Origin of the sequence: Lysinibacillus fusiformis, from assembly GCF_003049525.1 — a bacterium.
GTDB classification, from domain to species: Bacteria; Bacillota; Bacilli; order Bacillales_A; family Planococcaceae; genus Lysinibacillus; species Lysinibacillus fusiformis.
This window is the reverse complement of sequence record NZ_PYWL01000003.1, coordinates 232,873-251,495: the sequence shown is the minus strand read 5'-3', so window position 1 is coordinate 251,495 and position 18,623 is coordinate 232,873. Positions and strand designations below refer to the sequence as shown.

16 protein-coding genes are annotated in these 18,623 nt (G+C 37.9%); 2 read left to right on the top strand and 14 right to left on the bottom strand.

The genetic code is table 11. From position 1 onward, the window contains the following. Window positions 1-15 precede the first annotated feature (15 nt). The gene (gene deoC / locus C9J29_RS10110; RefSeq protein ID WP_090002545.1) at window positions 16-687 is read right to left on the bottom strand and encodes a deoxyribose-phosphate aldolase; all 672 of its coding nucleotides are present in this window, start codon (window positions 685-687) and stop codon (window positions 16-18) included. 378 nt (window positions 688-1,065) lie between these two features. On the opposite strand from deoC, the gene mtaB reads away from it, so the two are divergent. Continuing rightward, on the top strand, window positions 1,066-2,415 hold the full coding sequence (gene mtaB, locus C9J29_RS10105; RefSeq protein ID WP_008179468.1) for a tRNA (N(6)-L-threonylcarbamoyladenosine(37)-C(2))-methylthiotransferase MtaB: 1,350 nt from the start codon (window positions 1,066-1,068) through the stop codon (window positions 2,413-2,415). A 73-nt stretch (window positions 2,416-2,488) separates the two neighbouring features. On the opposite strand, the gene C9J29_RS10100 is transcribed toward mtaB, so the two are convergent. The 13 genes from C9J29_RS10100 to C9J29_RS10040 form a co-directional block, all read right to left on the bottom strand. Continuing rightward, complete coding sequence (locus C9J29_RS10100; RefSeq protein WP_008179469.1) at window positions 2,489-3,256, bottom strand: CsxC family protein; 768 nt, start codon at window positions 3,254-3,256, stop codon at window positions 2,489-2,491. Between the two features lie 126 nt (window positions 3,257-3,382). Then, complete coding sequence (locus tag C9J29_RS10095) at window positions 3,383-4,768, bottom strand: BC_2427 family protein (protein WP_237068800.1); 1,386 nt, start codon at window positions 4,766-4,768, stop codon at window positions 3,383-3,385. 260 nt (window positions 4,769-5,028) lie between these two features. Then, window positions 5,029-5,829 (bottom strand): CsxC family protein, encoded by an 801-nt coding sequence (locus C9J29_RS10090; RefSeq protein ID WP_008179473.1) that lies wholly within the window; start codon window positions 5,827-5,829, stop codon window positions 5,029-5,031. Between the two features lie 218 nt (window positions 5,830-6,047). Beyond that, window positions 6,048-6,785, bottom strand: a complete 738-nt coding sequence (locus tag C9J29_RS10085) for a 16S rRNA (uracil(1498)-N(3))-methyltransferase (RefSeq protein WP_107922165.1) — start codon at window positions 6,783-6,785, stop codon at window positions 6,048-6,050. An 83-nt stretch (window positions 6,786-6,868) separates the two neighbouring features. After that, on the bottom strand, window positions 6,869-7,810 hold the full coding sequence (gene prmA, locus C9J29_RS10080) for a 50S ribosomal protein L11 methyltransferase (protein WP_008179480.1): 942 nt from the start codon (window positions 7,808-7,810) through the stop codon (window positions 6,869-6,871). A 21-nt stretch (window positions 7,811-7,831) separates the two neighbouring features. Then, on the bottom strand, window positions 7,832-8,950 hold the full coding sequence (dnaJ, locus tag C9J29_RS10075; protein WP_008179481.1) for a molecular chaperone DnaJ: 1,119 nt from the start codon (window positions 8,948-8,950) through the stop codon (window positions 7,832-7,834). 230 nt (window positions 8,951-9,180) lie between these two features. Beyond that, on the bottom strand, window positions 9,181-11,016 hold the full coding sequence (gene dnaK, locus C9J29_RS10070; protein ID WP_008179483.1) for a molecular chaperone DnaK: 1,836 nt from the start codon (window positions 11,014-11,016) through the stop codon (window positions 9,181-9,183). Window positions 11,017-11,091: 75 nt separating this feature from the next. Beyond that, a complete protein-coding gene (grpE, locus tag C9J29_RS10065; RefSeq protein ID WP_008179485.1) occupies window positions 11,092-11,664 on the bottom strand; it encodes a nucleotide exchange factor GrpE in 573 nt (190 codons plus the stop codon). Window positions 11,665-11,681: 17 nt separating this feature from the next. Then, entirely contained in the window at window positions 11,682-12,710 is a 1,029-nt protein-coding gene (hrcA, locus tag C9J29_RS10060; protein WP_008179487.1) for a heat-inducible transcriptional repressor HrcA, read from the bottom strand. 89 nt (window positions 12,711-12,799) lie between these two features. Further along, complete coding sequence (gene hemW / locus C9J29_RS10055; RefSeq protein WP_107922092.1) at window positions 12,800-13,945, bottom strand: radical SAM family heme chaperone HemW; 1,146 nt, start codon at window positions 13,943-13,945, stop codon at window positions 12,800-12,802. A gap of 170 nt (window positions 13,946-14,115) precedes the next feature. Continuing rightward, window positions 14,116-15,318: a chromate efflux transporter gene (gene chrA / locus C9J29_RS10050; RefSeq protein ID WP_008179491.1), complete on the bottom strand. Its 1,203-nt coding sequence runs from the start codon at window positions 15,316-15,318 to the stop codon at window positions 14,116-14,118. 48 nt (window positions 15,319-15,366) lie between these two features. Then, on the bottom strand, window positions 15,367-16,227 hold the full coding sequence (locus C9J29_RS10045) for a DUF4179 domain-containing protein (RefSeq protein ID WP_237068799.1): 861 nt from the start codon (window positions 16,225-16,227) through the stop codon (window positions 15,367-15,369). Between the two features lie 115 nt (window positions 16,228-16,342). Beyond that, entirely contained in the window at window positions 16,343-17,533 is a 1,191-nt protein-coding gene (locus C9J29_RS10040) for a DHH family phosphoesterase (protein WP_008179496.1), read from the bottom strand. 135 nt (window positions 17,534-17,668) lie between these two features. On the opposite strand from C9J29_RS10040, the gene C9J29_RS10035 reads away from it, so the two are divergent. After that, window positions 17,669-18,376 carry a polysaccharide deacetylase family protein gene (locus C9J29_RS10035; RefSeq protein WP_107922091.1) on the top strand — a complete coding sequence of 236 codons (708 nt, stop codon included), beginning with the start codon at window positions 17,669-17,671 and terminating at the stop codon, window positions 18,374-18,376. Window positions 18,377-18,623 lie beyond the last annotated feature (247 nt).

Below are 18,623 nucleotides of genomic sequence, written 5' to 3'. Positions count from 1 at the left end.
AGAAATAATTAATAATTAATAATTAGAATCTGCGATTAATCCATTCATGATGGCTACGCCAGAGCTTGCACCAATACGAGTTGCTCCTGCTTCCACCATGCTTTTCATATCCTCTAAGCTACGAACACCACCTGAAGCTTTAACACCAAGATCAGGACCTACTGTTTTACGCATTAGGGCAATATCTACTGCAGTTGCGCCACCAGTTGAAAAACCAGTAGATGTTTTAACATAATCAGCACCAGCTGCCACAGCAAGCTCACATGCTTTTACTTTTTCTTCATCTGTTAATAAACATGATTCAATGATGACTTTTACAAGTGCACTACCTTTAGCTGCTTCCACAACTGCAGCAATGTCAGCTTGTACAAGATCATAATTTTTATCTTTTAATGCACCAATATTAATGACCATATCTACCTCATTTGCACCGTTCGCAATTGCATCTTTTACTTCAAAAGCTTTCACAGCTGGTGTATTGGCTCCAAGAGGGAATCCAATAACCGTACAAACCAACACGTCTGAACCTTGTAATAATTCGCTACTTTGTTTTACCCAAGTAGGATTTACACATACAGAGGCAAAATTAAATTGCTTCGCTTCTGCACATAGTTTTTCAATTTGTTCCTTTGTTGCCTCAGCCTTTAATAATGTATGATCGATCATACGCGCAAAATTTTGTTCCATTTTTTAACGCTCCTTCTTTAATCAAGATGTACGTACCTCTTCGAATCATACCATTTTTTCACGTTGCCGTCTAATTTCTTTCTATTTAAATGATTACTGGTGTTGTTCTTGTGAAATTAGCTTTTGTTCATAGATACATGAAGTTCTATTCAAGCAATGGTATCCTTGAACTGCTTTCATTTCCGTATAGTTTACCCACTAGTAAAACAATTAGTCCCCTAAAAAAGAGGACAAAAACATTCACAAAAAAATCTTTAAAGTATTGATTTTAAAAGGATTATGTTATCATAAATCACGTATCTAAAATAAGTACACTACAAAATAATTTAAATGTGAAGAAACACAAGGTAATGTGAAGTTGAAAGGATGATATAAATTATGAGTAACGAGCGATCAAAAATCGTGAGTTTCCATACTCTAGGTTGTAAAGTAAACCACTACGAAACAGAAGCCATTTGGCAACTATTTAAAGATGAAGGCTATGATCGCACTGAATTTGATCAACAAGCGGACGTTTATGTCATTAATACATGTACAGTTACTAATACTGGAGATAAGAAATCACGTCAGGTGATTCGTCGAGCAATTCGTCAAAATCCAGATGCAGTAATATGTGTAACAGGTTGCTACGCACAAACCTCGCCAGCAGAAATTATGGCGATTCCTGGGGTCGATATTGTTGTTGGTACGCAGGACCGCACAAAATTACTTGGTTATATTGACCAATATCGTGCTGAGCGTCAGCCAATTAATGCTGTACGTAACATTATGAAAAATCGCGTGTATGAGGAATTAGATGTACCAGCATTTACAGACCGCACACGTGCTTCCTTAAAAATACAGGAGGGCTGTAATAACTTCTGTACGTTTTGTATTATTCCGTGGGCACGCGGCTTAATGCGTTCTCGTGATCCACAAGAAGTATTACATCAAGCACAGCAATTAGTAGATGCAGGCTATCTTGAAATAGTTTTGACAGGTATTCACACGGGTGGTTATGGTCAAGATTTAAAGGATTATAACCTTGCCCAATTATTACGTGATTTAGAAGCCAATGTAAAAGGATTAAAGCGTCTCCGTATTTCGTCTATTGAGGCTAGCCAATTGACTGATGAAGTAATTGACGTATTACGTGAATCTAAAATTGTCGTGAATCACTTACACATTCCAATTCAATCTGGATCAGATACGGTGTTAAAACGTATGCGTCGTAAATATACAATGGAATTTTTCGGCGAACGTTTAACGAAATTACATGAAGCCTTACCTGATTTAGCTGTTACATCTGATGTAATTGTCGGTTTCCCTGGTGAGACAGAAGAAGAATTTATGGACACATACAACTTTATTCGCGATCATAAATTCTCTGAACTACATGTTTTCCCGTTCTCTCCACGTACAGGAACTCCTGCTGCACGTATGGAAGATCAAATTGATGAAGACATAAAAAATGAGCGTGTACACCGACTCATCTCCTTAAATGATCAACTTGCTAAAGAGTATGCTTCTCGCTTTGAAGATCAAGTGCTAGAAGTTATTCCTGAAGAATTTGTACATGATGGCAGTGAAGAAGAAGGCCTTTTAACGGGTTATACAGATAATTACTTAAAAGTAGTGTTTGAGGGTCCTGAAAGTCTCATCGGACAGCTTGTAAAGGTGAAAATTACACAAGCAGGCTACCCACATTCACAAGGACAATTTGTACGTGTTTTAGAGACAGTTAAATAATAAATGGGTTGCCTGGTAATAAAGGCAACCCATTTTATTGGTTCATTTGAATTTTTAAGGTAACTAGCAATTATTAAGGGCTAGTAGGAGGCGTGAGCCCAAAAAGAACTGGTGTTATGACACTACTTCCAACGCCTAATCTGATTTGTTGAACTTGCAATACTTTCACAGTTAATTCTAATACGATTTTTTCACGTAAAGTACTAAACGTACCTTCTGGCGCTGCCATAATCGGTGAAAAATCAAGTTCAAAGAAGTTCGCTGCTACTAATTCACCAAATGGTTGTTCATTGTATTTCACAAGATTTTGGAAGAAAGCCTTATCAAGACGAGCATCCATTTGAGTCGCTTCATTAAGGAAGTTCGCTTCCGCAAACTCGGAAATTCCTAAGATAGGTGTTGAACCTCCAATTGTTTGTGGGAAAGTAAGATCTGTAAACCCAGAAAATGGAACATCAGCAATTCTATCACGAAGTGCCCCACTACATGCTGATGAAGCATATTCGATATTTTTGCGAATATGTCCTGCTACAAATAATTTAGCTCTAGTTACTCTAAAGAAGTCAGTACCATCAATACGTGCAAAGCTAACTGGTACTAGTTTTACTTGATTTAAGAATACGTTTTTTTTCACTCGTTTGATTTCAGTTGCTGCTGGAGTAAGTGTAATATCTGACTCTACAACGATTTGCAATGTTGGTTCTGCCAGTACAACGGGAACTTTTATAGTTGGTGCCGTAACCGGTGTAGTGATTACTGGTGTAAATTCATTCGTTAATGGTATTTGTTCTGTTGATGCTACAGGACAAGGTAAATTTGGATTTTCAAATTGTTCACTCAAAAAAATTTCCTCTTTTCATTTTTAGTTTTAGAGAGCTCTCCTATCGCTAGAATATGTAGTAATCCAAACTATATATAGACGTATATATTAGAAAAGGAACTTTTATGCTGAGTGAAAAAACTTCTATTATTGCCCAAGGCGTGGACTGTCATATAGAACTCGGATTTTTTGTACTTGTAACATATGGATAATTAATTCTAATACTATATTCTGACATAATCGATTGGCATGAGTTATTGACTCATATTGTTTATCCAATGATGTATATTCAATATTCTGCTGTATATAGCCTTCTATCAATAACTTTCCCTTTATTGCTGTACATGTTCCATTCCCTAATGATTGGGATAAACGAATAGGTATAAATCTACAGTTGGTAATCATTACCTTATTCGAGATTTCTTTCATCCCTACAATCCCTTTTTCAAATGCCATAATCTCTTCAAGACATAGTTCAATTTTATATTCCCCAACTACAACAGGTGCTCGAATATGTATTAAATTAGGTGCGTAAGTGCTGGCTTCCCCTTTTTCGATTGATGGTGAGTAATGTACGGGAGTGACCACTGATTGAAAAAGATGAGGCTTCATTTTATTTTTATCATCCGTATCAGTTTTCATGATTGAAATCAATTGATTAATGTCTGAGCGAACTAAACGACATTCAGGATGGTCAGGATAATCTGCTGTCGTATGGAAAAGCTTTGTTTCAAATTGTGGAGTTAGATGATCGTTTTTATCCAGAAATTCGAATGTAGTATTTTGAACATGTTCACCATAAATAGGAGCATGAAGAAAATTATTAATCTCTACATACGTAGAAAACGGGCATTTTTTAGTGATAGAGTATATCTCTCCATACAACGATTTTGGAATGGGATTGTTTTTCTCCGTATCCGCAGTATCCTCAAAGTGCCTTTTATTTTCTACTGTAGATTCAGCATCTGAGTGAGTTGCTAAATCATGTTCTTCCACACGGGATTCATCATAATCAGATGGGAATTCTTCAACGTCCTCCCTATTCGTTTCTGTAGGTACGAGTACATGTTTTGTTAAAATCGATTCCTCTATAGCACCAGTTTCAATATTTGGCGAAGGTGCGATTTCTCCCTCCATATTCGTCTCTGCTGAAATAGGTAGGTCTTCATTGGCATCCGATCGCTCTGTTAAAGCTATTTTCTCTTCAAGGTTCTGAACACTATGTAGGAAATATTCGATTTCTCCTTCAGCTAATACTAAGTCTTGATCGGACGCTACATGGTCCTCCAAAGGATTCTTATCGTTACCTAGTGGAGGTTCAAAGGTTGTTTCTGTTGGACTAGGTATGTCCTGATGGATAGCTATAGAATCCGTTGTAGGTGATTCATCTTCTATTTCACTAAGTCGAGGATTGCTTTCCTCTCCATCTCCTGGAGATTCGTTATCTTTTGTCTGATACGCCCAATCCAAATATTTATTTTGCTTAGAGGATACTTCTCTCATCTCTCTAAAGTTAATCCATGGAGTATTCATTCGTTCACTCCCAAACAATATTAGGTACATTTATATCCATTCGTTTTTAATGGTAAGATTGCCATACTAATTACAATTTATAGTATGCTTGATTTCTCTATTTGTCACAGAAGTCTCTGCTTGAGACGTTTTGCATGGTCCATACGTTTTTGGATGTAAAAAGGCAGTTAATAGTCCGAATAAAACCCGAACTGTCAACTGCCCACTAAAATGATGAATTTTGATCAGTGCCTTATTATGACTTTACTCAATATTTGAGATTAACAAAATTCAGAGGGAGGAGTAGGATTACCTGGTGGTGAAACTGGTGGTGTAAGTCCTGGAAGAACAGGAGTTACTACGCTACTTCCAGCTCCCAAACGAATTTGTTGAACTTGCAGTACTTTTACAGTTAATTCTAATACGATTTTTTCACGTAATGTGCTAAATGTACATTCTGGGGCTGCCATTATTGGTGAAAAATCAAGTTCAAAGAAGTTCGCTGCTACTAATTCACCAAATGGTTGTTCATTGTATTTCACAAGATTTTGGAAGAAAGCCTTATCAAGACGAGCATCCATTTGAGTCGCTTCATTAAGGAAGTTCGCTTCCGCAAACTCGGAAATTCCTAAGATTGGTGTAGAGCCCCCAATTGTTTGTGGGAAAGTAAGATCTGTAAACCCAGAAAATGGAACGTCAGCAATTCTGTCACGAAGTGCCCCACTACATGCTGATGAAGCATATTCGATATTTTTACGAATATGGCCTGCTACAAATAATTTAGCTCTTGTTACTCTGAAATAGTCTGTGCCAGCAATTCGTGCAAAGTTAACTGGTACCAGTTTCACTTGATTGAGAAAGACATGTTTTTTCACTCGTTTGATCTCAGTTGCTGCCGGAGTTAGTGTAATATCTGACTCTACAACGATTTGTAAAGTTGGCTCTGCCAATACTACTGGAATTTTAATAGTTGGCGCTGTTACGGGTGTAGCTATTAGTTGCGTAAAATCATTCGTTAATGGGATTTGTTCAGTTGATGTTACTGGACAAGGTTGAATCTGACTATCAAATTGTTCACTCAAAAAAATTACCTCTTTTCAATTTATAGTTTTAGTGAGCTCTCCTATCGCTAGAATATGTAGCAATAAAAACTATGTATGGACATTGAACTTGTTCTCTTCCATATTTTATTTGGAACTTTTGAGCCTGAATTATAAATCTGACTGACTCCTTTTCAAAAAGGAACTCAAAAAACCACCTAAATTAGGTGGCTTCCTATTACTCATCATTAACATGGCATTTATTCAAATTCATATGAGATGGCAGACAACGCATACAGTGGTGCTGTTTCTGCACGTAAAATTCTTGGTCCCAACGACATGGTTTGAGCACCTGCTTGTAACAAGGCCTCTGACTCTTTACGGGAAATGCCACCCTCTGGACCAAAAATAATAAGCATTGATGTTAATTTTTGATCATGCACAAGTCTAAGCTTGTCCGCAAATCGTGTGCGTTTCTCAGCTTTTGCATCCTCTTCGTCTGCGATAAAAACAGCATCAAATTGGTCTATTTCATGTAACAATTGTTTAAATGTAACAGGTTCATACACTGCTGGAATATGTGTACGATGGGCTTGTTCCGCCGCCTCTTTTGCAATTTTTTGCAATCTTTCTTGCTTTTTAGCCCCTTTCTTCTTGTCCCATTTCACAATCGAGCGTTCCGCTTCAAATGGCTGTAAGGCAAACATACCAAGCTCTGTCGCTTTTTGTGTAATCAGCTCTAGCTTATCGCCCTTTGGTAAGCCACAAGCTACTGTTATTTGAATAGGTAGCTCCGATGAAGGGATAGTTTCGCCAGTAGCGTCAACCACTACCTCATCACCTTCAAATCCTGTAATCATACAAATATGAGCAATATTTTGTGCAACAACAACGATCTGATCGCCTTGTTTCATGCGCATCACTCGCTCGATATGCCGTGCATCTTCTCCACTTATCCGTGCATTCTCTATGGCTGTTTCAATAAAATATCGTTGCATATGCTTCACAATCCTTTCTAGCAAGAAATGAAAGCGCCAAATCGCCAGCACATGGCTTACGATTTGGCGCTTCCTCCATCAAGTTATAGTGGTCGACGAGCAATAATCGCTACCCAATCTTCCATTAATAATACTTCTTCAATTATAAAGCCTGAAGCTTCCAGAGCTACTTTAACATCATCGCGTTTGGCACCGATAATGCCTGAAGTGACATATAATCCACCTGGTTTCACAATTGTAAATGCATCGTCAGTGAAGGACATAATGATTTCTGCCAAAATATTTGCGACAACCACATCTGCTGGTTCTTTAACCGTATCTAATAGGTTACCGTGGAAAACAGCTACTTTGTCCTCTACTTTATTTAAGGCAACATTTTCTTGTGCAGAGCGAACTGCGACCTCATCTAGATCAAGGGCATGCACATTTTTAGCCCCAAGTAGTGCCGCTCCGATAGACAATACGCCTGACCCTGTTCCAATATCAACAACCGTATCGCCTTCTTTGATGACCTTTTCAAGACCTTGTAGACACATCACTGTAGTTGGATGTGTTCCAGTACCAAATGCCATACCTGGATCTAATTCAATAATTAATTCATCTGTTGAGACAGGCGTATATTGCTCCCATGTTGGGACAATGGTAAAGCGTTCAGAAATTTTGACAGGATGGTAGTATTGCTTCCATGCAGTTGCCCAATCTTCCTCATTAACCTCAACAATGGATACTACATTTTCACCAATATCAATGTTAAAGTTCGTTAGATTTGTAATGGCTGCTTTAATTTCCTCGACTGTTTCATTTAAAAAACTAGACTCCGATAAATAAGCTTTTACAATGACGCCATCCTTCGGGAAATCCTCTTCATTTAGCGCATAAATTTCACCAAATTGATCTTCACGTGGCTTCGCAAACTCTGCAGAATCTTCAATAACAACACCACTTGCTCCTGCTTCATGCAAAATATTCGAAATTGCTTCTACCGCTTCATTTTTTGTATGAATGGATAATTCTGACCACTTCACGTAGCTCTTCAGCTCCTCTAATTATTCACCTTGGAATTTTTTCTTAATTTTATCGAATAGTGAACTTCCTTGCTCTTCAGGGATATCGCCACTAATTTCTGCAAATTCTCGTAATAATTGCTTTTGTTTTTCCGTTAATTTCTCTGGCGTCATCACCTTCACGGTTACATACTGGTTCCCCGTACCATAGCCATGAACATTTTTTACACCTTTATCTTTTAAACGGAATTGAGCACCTGACTGTGTTCCAGCTGGAATGCGTAGTTTTACTTTACCGTGAACAGTTGGTACTTCAATTTCATCTCCAAGTGCTGCCTGTGGGAATGTCAATTTCAACTCGAAATAAATATCATCCCCATCACGTTCGAAATCATTATGACCTTGAACACGGAACATAATATATAAATCCCCTGCTGGTCCACCGTTTATACCTGGCTCACCTTGACCAGATACACGAATTTGTTGACCATCATCGACACCAGCTGGAATGGACACTTTAATTTTCTTACGTTTTTGAACTTTTCCTTCTCCACGACAAGTTGAACATTTTTCTTTAATGATCTTCCCTGTCCCATGACAAGTTGTACAAGAACGACGGTTCATCATACGACCAAATGGTGTATCCACTGCTTGGTTGATTTGACCAGCACCATTACATGTCGAACATGTTTCAGGTTGTGTACCAGGCTTTGCTCCTGAGCCATGACAAGTTTCACACGTTTCATCTTTAGGAATTTCAATTTCTGTTTCTTTCCCAAAAATAGCTTCTTCAAATTTAATATTCATGCGATATTGCAGGTCGTCACCTTTGCGTGGAGCATTTGGGTCCTGACGACGTCCACCACCGCCAAAGAATGAACTGAAAATATCCTCGAAGCCGCCAAAGCCGCCGCCTCCAAAGCCACCACCAAATCCAGCATTTGGATCCTCATGACCAAATTGGTCGTAGCGTGCTTTTTTCTGATCATCACTTAATACTTCATATGCTTCAGCGATTTCTTTGAATTTTTCATCTGCACCCGGCTCTTTATTAAGGTCAGGGTGATATTGCTTTGATAGTTTACGGTATGCTTTTTTGATTTCATCTTTTGTTGCCGATTTTGTTAGGCCAAGCACCTCGTAATAATCGCGTTTCTCCATGATTCACACTCCGCTCTGTTTGCATAAAATCTATTGTAACATGCAGTCGATAAAACTGCCTTATTTTTTGAGTATTCGTCTGTATAAATTTGAGGTCTTTACTTCCTACCGGTGTTAACGTATGCATATTTCTTAATTGGTACCTTTACTAGGAAGATAACCTTACATCATGACAAAAGCCAAAGCCGCAAGCGGTCTTTGGCTTTTTCACTTTACTGTGCGTTTAATTCTTATTTATCGTCTTTTACTTCTTCGAAATCAGCGTCTACAACACCATCATCTTTTTTACCAGCATCAGCGTCTGCTTCTCCGCCTTGTGCTGCTTGAGCAGCTGCTGCCGCTTGTTCATAAACTTTCATAACTAATGGCTGTAAAACACCTTCTAATTTTTCTTTAGCCGCTTTAATTCCTTCTAATTCGCCAGCTTCAAGTGCTTTTTTCAATTCATCACGAGCATCTTCTACAGATTTTTTCTCGTCTTCTGTAATTTGCTCACCTAGGTCAGTAATTGTTTTATCCACTTGGAATACTAATTGGTCAGCTTCGTTGCGAAGATCTGCCTCTTCTTTACGTTTAGCATCTGCGTCAGCATTAGCCTCTGCATCTTTTACCATGCGTTCAATTTCTGCCTCTGATAAACCTGAATCAGATTGGATTACAATTGTTTGCTCTTTATTTGTACCAAGGTCTTTCGCTTTTACAGATACAATACCATTTTTATCAATATCGAAAGTTACTTCGATTTGAGGTACACCACGTGGTGCTGGTGGAATATCTGCTAATTGGAAGCGACCTAATGTTTTGTTGTCCGCAGCCATTGAGCGTTCACCTTGTAGTACGTGAATATCTACTGCTGGTTGGTTGTCAGCTGCTGTAGAGAATACTTGTGATTTAGATGTTGGGATTGTAGTGTTACGGTCAATTAATTTCGTGAACACGCCACCCATTGTTTCAATACCAAGTGAAAGTGGTGTTACGTCAAGTAATACAACGTCTTTCACATCACCTGTTAAAACGCCACCTTGAACTGCAGCACCCATTGCTACAACTTCGTCTGGGTTTACACCACGGTGAGGTTCTTTGTTAGTTTCTTTACGTACTGCTTCCTGTACAGCAGGAATACGAGTAGAACCACCAACTAGAATAACTTGGTCAAGTTCTGAAGTTGAAAGACCTGCATCAGATAATGCTTGGCGTACTGGACCTACTGTACGATTTACTAATGGTAAAGTAATTTCATCGAACTTCGCACGTGTTAAAGAAATCTCTAAGTGCAATGGACCTGCTTCACCAGCTGTAATGAATGGTAAAGAGATTTGTGTTGATGTTACACCAGATAAGTCTTTTTTCGCTTTTTCAGCAGCATCTTTTAAACGTTGCATGGCCATTTTATCTTTTGATAAATCAATGCCGTTTTCTTTTTTGAATTCAGCCACTAGATACTCGATAATTGCGTCATCGAAGTCATCCCCACCTAGTTTGTTATCACCAGCAGTTGCTAATACTTCAAAGACACCATCACCTAACTCAAGGATCGATACGTCAAATGTACCGCCACCAAGGTCAAATACTAATACTTTTTGATCTTGATCTTGTTTATCTAAACCATAAGCTAGTGCTGCAGCTGTTGGTTCATTGATGATACGCTCAACTTCAAGACCAGCAATTTTACCAGCATCTTTTGTTGCTTGGCGTTGTGCATCGTTAAAGTAAGCAGGAACTGTAATTACTGCTTTCGTAACTTTTTCACCTAAGTAATCTTCTGCATAACCTTTTAAGTATTGAAGAATCATAGCAGATACTTCTTGTGGAGTGTAATTATTGTCTTCCACCGTTACTTTTTCAGCTGTACCCATTTTTGATTTAATAGAGATGATTGTGTTCGGGTTTGTTACTGATTGACGTTTTGCTACTTCACCAACTTGGCGTTCGCCATTTTTAAATGCAACAACAGATGGTGTTGTACGATTACCTTCTGGATTTGGAATTACTTTTGGTTCGCCACCTTCAAGTACAGAAACGCAAGAGTTTGTTGTTCCTAAGTCAATACCAATAATTTTGCTCATTAAAATTTCCTCCTATTAATTCGACGCAAGGGATGCGTTTTTTCACTAATTTTAATTGACTAAATAGTGCTAAGACTATTCGTTCACAGATACCATTGTTGGGCGTAAAACACGATCTTTTAAGATATATCCTTTTTGTAGCTCGCGTAAGACTACACCCGTCTCTTTTTCACTATCCTGTTCCTGCATAACAGCTTGGTGAATATTTGGATCAAATTGCTCACCTTCTGCTTTAATCACTTGCAGACCTTCTTTTTCTGTTGCGTCTAGCAACGAGCGATACACCATTTCAATTCCTTTAATAATAGATGCAGTCTCTTCAGAAGTTGTCTCCACCTGTAATGCACGCTCAAAATTATCAAGGACTGGCAGTAAATCCGATAATAAGCTTTGCGCTCGGTACTTTTCAGCAGCCTCACGATCTAGTTGTTGACGACGACGCATATTATCGAAATCTGCACGTAAACGTAGGTGTCGGTTTTCCTCGTCATCTAGCTTTGCTTGTAATGCAGCAAGTTTCGCCTCATATTGTTCTTCCACTGATAATTCAACTTCTTCTTGAACCTCTGTGCGTTCTACTTCCTCTGCTGTCGTTTCAGCTTGTACATCATCTTGTACTAATTCTTTGTTTTCAGTTGTTTCCGTCACTTGAATCCTCCTCATAATCACTCACTACGATTCTTCAAAAATGCTTGTGTTAAGTCCAAGCGTATTACGTCTAATAATGCCACCACACGCTTATAATCCATGCGTGTTGGGCCAATAATAGCAATGGCTCCCTGTTGATCATCACCAATAGAATAAGTAGTGGTAATGACACTGCAATTTTCCATTTCTAGCTGTTTATTTTCAGAGCCTATTCGAATATGAATGCCTGATTCATTTGGATGGAATAATGACTGCACTTGGCTGGTCGTTTCCATTAAGTCCAATATCATGCGGACTTTATTTAAATCATGAAACTCAGGCTGATTAAACATATTCGTTTTACCACCATAGAAAATCTTACTTTCTGGATTTTGCATGGTCGCTGTTACGAGTGCATGAATAAAATCATCCGCTGATCGAACATGTTGCTGTAAAACTGCCAACACTTCAGCTTCAAGGCTTTTATGGAGCTCTTCTAATGACACACCTATTAGGCGATCATTCAAGATATTGACCATTTTTTCTAAATCCGAAGCGGTAAAATCAGGTGGTAAATTAAATAAGCGATTTTCAACATGTCCATTATTCGTCACGATAATTGCTACTGCTGTATCACTAGACAGTGGTACAATCGAAAATCTTTTGACACGATGTCTTTGAACATCAGGTCCTAATAGTATGGAAGTGTAAGATGTCAGCTCTGATAGAATATTGGCTGACTTTCGGATAATATGCTCTACTTCTACAAGTCGATCATTGAAAATCGATTGGATCTGTTGTATGTCTCTCGAGTTAATACCTTGAGGACTCAACAAATGATCTACATAAAATCTGTAACCCTTTTCCGAAGGCACTCGACCAGAGGAAGTATGCGTTTTTTCTAAATAGCCTAATTCCTCTAAATCCGCCATTTCATTTCGAATTGTGGCTGGACTAAATGTAATCCCTTGTTTTTTGGAGATTTGGCGAGAACCTACCGGCTGTGCAGATAAAATAAAGTCATCTATAATTACTTGCAAAATCTGTAACTGCCGATTTGTTAGCATGATTATCACCTCTGTTAGCACTCAACTAAGAGGAGTGCTAATACTATTATTAAATTATCAAATCCCACAATTTATGTCAACGATATCGCTCATTCTTCTAGCAAAAATTGTTGAAACACCTCGTTACCCACAAAACGCCCTTTTCTTGTGAGGCGAACACCCACATCATCATGTTCTAAAAGTCCTTTTGATACTAGCTCTTTCAGGACAGAATCATAATGAGCTACGATCGGTACCTTCAACTTCTCTACATATATTTTGTGCTTAACTCCCTCAGTTTTACGCAGTCCTAAAAACATTTGCTCTTCTCTTTTTTCAGCCTGTGATACTTCATGCTCATGGACAATTGGAAGTTCCCCTGCGAAGACAGTTTCCATATATTTTTTTAATGGTCCGTGATTGGAATAACGTACACCTGCTAGATATCCATGGGCACCAGCACCAAAGCCAGCATATTCATCGTTATCCCAGTAGATCTTATTATGCTCCGAGTGATAACCAGGCTTTGCAAAATTACTAATTTCGTATTGTTGAAGACCATGCAGTTCCATTTGCTGCATTAAAACATCGTACATATCCGCTTCCAAATCCTCTGTTGGTAAAAGGAGCTTTCCTTTTGCATACTGATTATAAAAAATCGTTTTTGGCTCCACAATAAGGGAATAAGCAGAGAAATGAGGTAAATCAAGGGCTAATGCTTTTTCTAAAGAGTCCTTCCATTGGACCATTGTTTGGCCTGGCAATCCATACATTAAATCAATACTAATATGTTGGAAGCCGATTTCTTTAGCCAATGCAATTGTTTCATACACATGCTCGTTACTATGTGTCCGTCCGATTTTTTGTAACAGTCCCTGATCGAAGGATTGCACGCCCATACTTAGTCGATTGACACCGCCCTCAAACAAAACTTGCAATTTCTCCACAGACAATTCATCTGGATTCGCCTCTGATGTAAATTCTGTCACACTATTCATTGGAATATACGTACGAATTAATGTTAGAAGTTTGTCCAATTGCTGTGGCGATAATGCTGTTGGTGTACCTCCACCCAAGAAAATGGTTTCGATATGACAAAAGCTTTCGGGATTTTTTTGTGTTGCAAGCTCCATTTCTTTCCCAAGTGCTTCTATATATTCATCCACTGGTTGATTTTTAAAGTAAAATTTATTGAAATCACAATAATTACAGATTTGATGACAGAAAGGAATATGAATGTAAACACCTCGTGCCATAGCTTTCCCTTCTTTCTCGTTAAGTCTTTTCCATTTCTACATTATAACGAATCAATAGAAGGAACGCTATGAAACCATCTAGTGGGTTTACACATATTTTTTCCCCATTATTTTTTCTACAAACTAAAAACTAGTATGCCAAAGAAATTCCTCTAGCCTACTAGTTCAATTCATGTATAACAAACAATACCGACTACTATACCTAAAAGCACCAATAAGTATGGTGGCATCTTCCAGCGCATCAAACACCATAAGAATACAGCGACAAAGACAATATCTAATCCGTTTTGAATAGTTTGTGTCACAATTGGATGGATAAAGGCAGCGACCAAAATTCCGACGACTGCTGCATTGGCTCCTGACATAGCTCCCTTTAGTCGGATATTACGGCTCAAGCTGAACCAAAAAGGGAGGGCCCCTATTACTAATAAAAATGCTGGTAGGAAAATTGCCAAAATGGCTATAATCGCTCCTGGCACACCAGCAATAGCCATCCCAATATAAGCTGCAAATGTAAATAATGGCCCTGGAACTGCCTGTGTCATACCATAGCCTGCTAAAAAGTCCGCTGTACTCATTTGTCCACTTTGAACAAACTGTGCCTCTAATAAGGGTAAGACTACATGACCTCCACCAAATACCAGTGCCCCTGCTAGATAAAACTTCTCAAGCATCGTTACCCATTCATGATTCCACAAAGTACTCATTATCGGTAACCCAAAGAGCAATATTAAGAAAAGGCTTAATAAAGCAATACCAGTGGATTTAGAAATAGGCATATGAATCGCTAAAGGTGCATTGCTCTCGTTACTTTTTTTTATTCGTTGAAAGCCGATACAAGCAGCTAGTAAAATGGCTGTTATTTGTGCCAGCGGATGGACCCATAATAGCACGATGATAAGCGCCATTATAGCGATCAACCCATGTAATTTTGTCGATAGTAATTTTTTACTCATATCAAATATTGCTTGTGCCACAATTGCCACAGCTACTAACTTCAAACCATGTATCCAATCCATTTTTAACTCTGTATACATGGAAAAATAGGCAAATACCATCAATAACAACACAGAGGGTAGTGTAAAGCCCAGGAATGAAAGTACACTCCCTAATAAACCACCCCTTAATAAACCAATTCCCATACCCACCTGACTAGATGCAGGTCCTGGTAAAAATTGACTCAATATAACAAGCTGACTATAATCTTGGGCAGATAGCCATTTACGTTTTTGCACGTATTCTTGTTGAAAATAACCTAAATGAGCTGTTGGTCCCCCAAACGACGTACAACCTAACTTTAATGAAACATAAAAAATCTCCCATAGCGTTCGCAAACTCTCACCTACTTTCCATATCTTTTTTTCATCATACATGGAAAGGTGATTCTTTCAAATTAAGAGTTTGTAAATTTTCATGCATCGTTAATCTTTTTTTATTTTAATGGTGGAATCAAGTCTACTCCCATCCTTATCGACAGGAACTAACGTATAATTTTTCTCAGATAAGTATAGTCCATCCACACGGCTTCCCCACTTTGTCCCTTCTTTATTTAAAGGATAGGGTGTTTCAAAAGTCCATGACTGCCCACCTTTAGACTGAATTTTAAAGAGCAGAGCCTCATTGACGATACTTTTCTCCGAATGAAAATAAATGGTAGTTGAGATAGGAGTGGAAACTACACGATCAATCATTAACTCTTGCTGATCAATATGTTTGACTTTTTTATCGATTGAAAAAACATGTCGATCTTCTTGTAATTGCTCTTGTGATGCCTCTACTTGAAATTCCCACGGCTTTTCAATGCGTGTTTCTACATTCCAATCTTTATAACGAATGTCCAATTCTAAAATTTCATCTGTCGGGAAATCATCCATTTTGATGCTATTATAAATGGTATAAACATTTGCAGATTTTGCAATAGACTGACCTCCATTACGAACCATATAATCTTTACCATTAACAAGTATTTGAGGAAAGAAAAACACCTGATGATCTGGCTTAAACTCTTTAACAGGCTCGAAGGTCGCATTCAATAAAATTTGATTGTCATCCATGATCACTTCATTTAACGTTAAACGCCCAAGACTATTGTTAGCTGTTTCCCCTACCTCTGTTTTATAAGCTTCAAAATCCACTTCCCTATCCCATAGCCAGTACAGCAAAGAAGAACTACTAACTACTAAGACTAATAAGAATACAACAACAATTCCCCATTTTTTGCGTCCTCGATTTTCCTTATTTAAATCTACAACTCGAAAGATATCATCGGACAACAAGTACACCTCTTTTTTATAAATAGTTATGATTTATTGTAGTTAGGAAAGAAGCATTATATAACCTGAATAGAAAGAAGGTTGGACAAAATCAATATGTATTTAAAGGAATTATTCAATCCCTTTATTTTAGATGACGAGCCTTATTTACTTCTTGCATTAAATAGTCCACGAATAGATCATCCCTTACTAGCCAAGCCTGGTAATATCGCTTTACATACCATTCGGCATCTTTAAAGCTCATAAAGGTTTGCTCAAGCGGAATTTTATTTATTTCAATAATCCAATCCATTTCATTATTTGAATAGAGAAGAAATAATTCATCGTGGTGATTTTTATAGAAGGTTCCAAAGGTGGTGCCCTTAAGGTTATAGCGATTTCTTTTTGCGTCCTCAGGAATGGGCTCTAAGTGGAAAGTTTCTAGCACAAATTGCTTGTATGCCTCCACTGTTAATGAGCACCCAGCTGCTTTTTGATGCCCTCCTCCACCAAACAAGGCTGCGATGGCCGCCACATTAATATGATCATGTATCGTACGGAAGGAAACCCTTTTACTCCCCATGTTAATCATGGCAATATAATCAAGATGCACGTTTTCTTTTCCTAATTCATTGCCAAGTTCAGAATGATAAGATTCCGCATAAACAACCCCACCATAGAAGTCACCTAAATTTGTTTGAATTAGCTCACGTTTTTTTCGGCGAATATAACGTTCTATTTTCTCCTCTTCCATGCTTAAAATTTTCTTTTCGAATTCATCAAAGTGGAAATGAGACTGACCTTTTAAACGATCCAGCATTTTCTCTTCGAATTCTTCTATAGACACTAAAAAAAAGAGTGCATTCAATCGTTGCGCCTGATAATTTCCGTTCCTTTCCCATTCCCATGTATCATACTGTCGCACTAACTCCACAAACTCTGTAAGAACATCTGTTTTTTCTAATAGTCCATGCATGACAAGATATTGATAAAATAAAGATGTGGCAGACGTTAAAAGGCCTTGTTCATCTTCCAGTACAACCTTACCCCACTCGTACTGATTGAGGTGGAGGGCTGTTTGGTGATGGTCTAAAAGCTGCACATTCCCAGTAGCCTGAAAGTAATCATCAATTCTTTTTTCGTTCCCCTCATTCGGAGAAAGATCTGTAATAAATAAAAAAGATTTGGACTGTTCATTTTCCAAAAAGAACTCGATTTCGCGGTCAAGTGCTGTAACAGAGTTATATCGTATTTTCACCTGATCGTTAAACGCTAGCTTGGCTAGAATCCCACAGCCTACGCCATCTAAATCGTTATGTGATAGTAATTTATACATGTCTTCACCTCCGATATAGTATGGTTACTTTTTTGTTATTCAAACAAAAAATGTCGTTGAAAAAGAATACGTGATCACATACATTTAAAACAATTAATTCAGCTACGCAAATTCATATCAGAAGGAGAGATATCAATGAAACGTAAGCTTGCCTATAGTGGAATTGTCATCGTAATAATACTCGCTTTAGCATTTTCAGCCTATAAACTAATGAATGCCCGCAATTATCAATTGTTTGGAAACATAACCTCTCATGTTGAGACAAATCACAAAGTTGTTGCGTTGACATTTGATGATGGACCAACTAAAAATACCGATGCTATCTTATCGTTACTAGACGATTATCAAGTGAAAGCAACGTTTTTTCTAATCGGAAAGGATCTCGAAGGACAGCCTGAGGAGGCGAGAAAAATTGCTGAGGCTGGTCATCAAATTGGAAATCATACGTATTCACACAAGCGTATGGTATTAAAAAGTCCTGCCTTTATTAAACATGAAATCGAAAAAACCGATGACTTAATAGCCGATATTGGCTATACGGAATCAATCGTAGTAAGACCACCATACGGCAAAAAACTAATTGGATTCCCCTATTATTTAAATAAACATAAGCGAGAGACGATTACATGGAACTTAGAACCTGATACGTTTTTCACACAGGCTGATGAAAAAGTGAGGTATGTAAAAGAAAACATTCGACCAGGTTCCATTATTTTAATGCACCCTATGTATGATTCTACGGGTAATGAATTAATGGCCATAGAGGAGATTTTACAGACATTAATGGACGAAGGTTACACATTTGTAACGATTAATGAACTTTTAACCATCAAAAACGATTAATAAAAAAATACTTAGGAGTCTGCGCCTACTATAGGACAGATTCCTTAGTCAACAATAGTCATGAAGCAGCAATATCATGTTCATTCACTATAATATTAACATTATAGTATTTTATATTATTTACTCTCCTATCATTCCACTTTTACAAATTTTACACATCCTATATTCCCTTATTACAAAGTTAAACAACGAAATTCCTAAATGTTAGATTTTTCGGAAATGTTAATATATATTTTTTCAGTAAAAT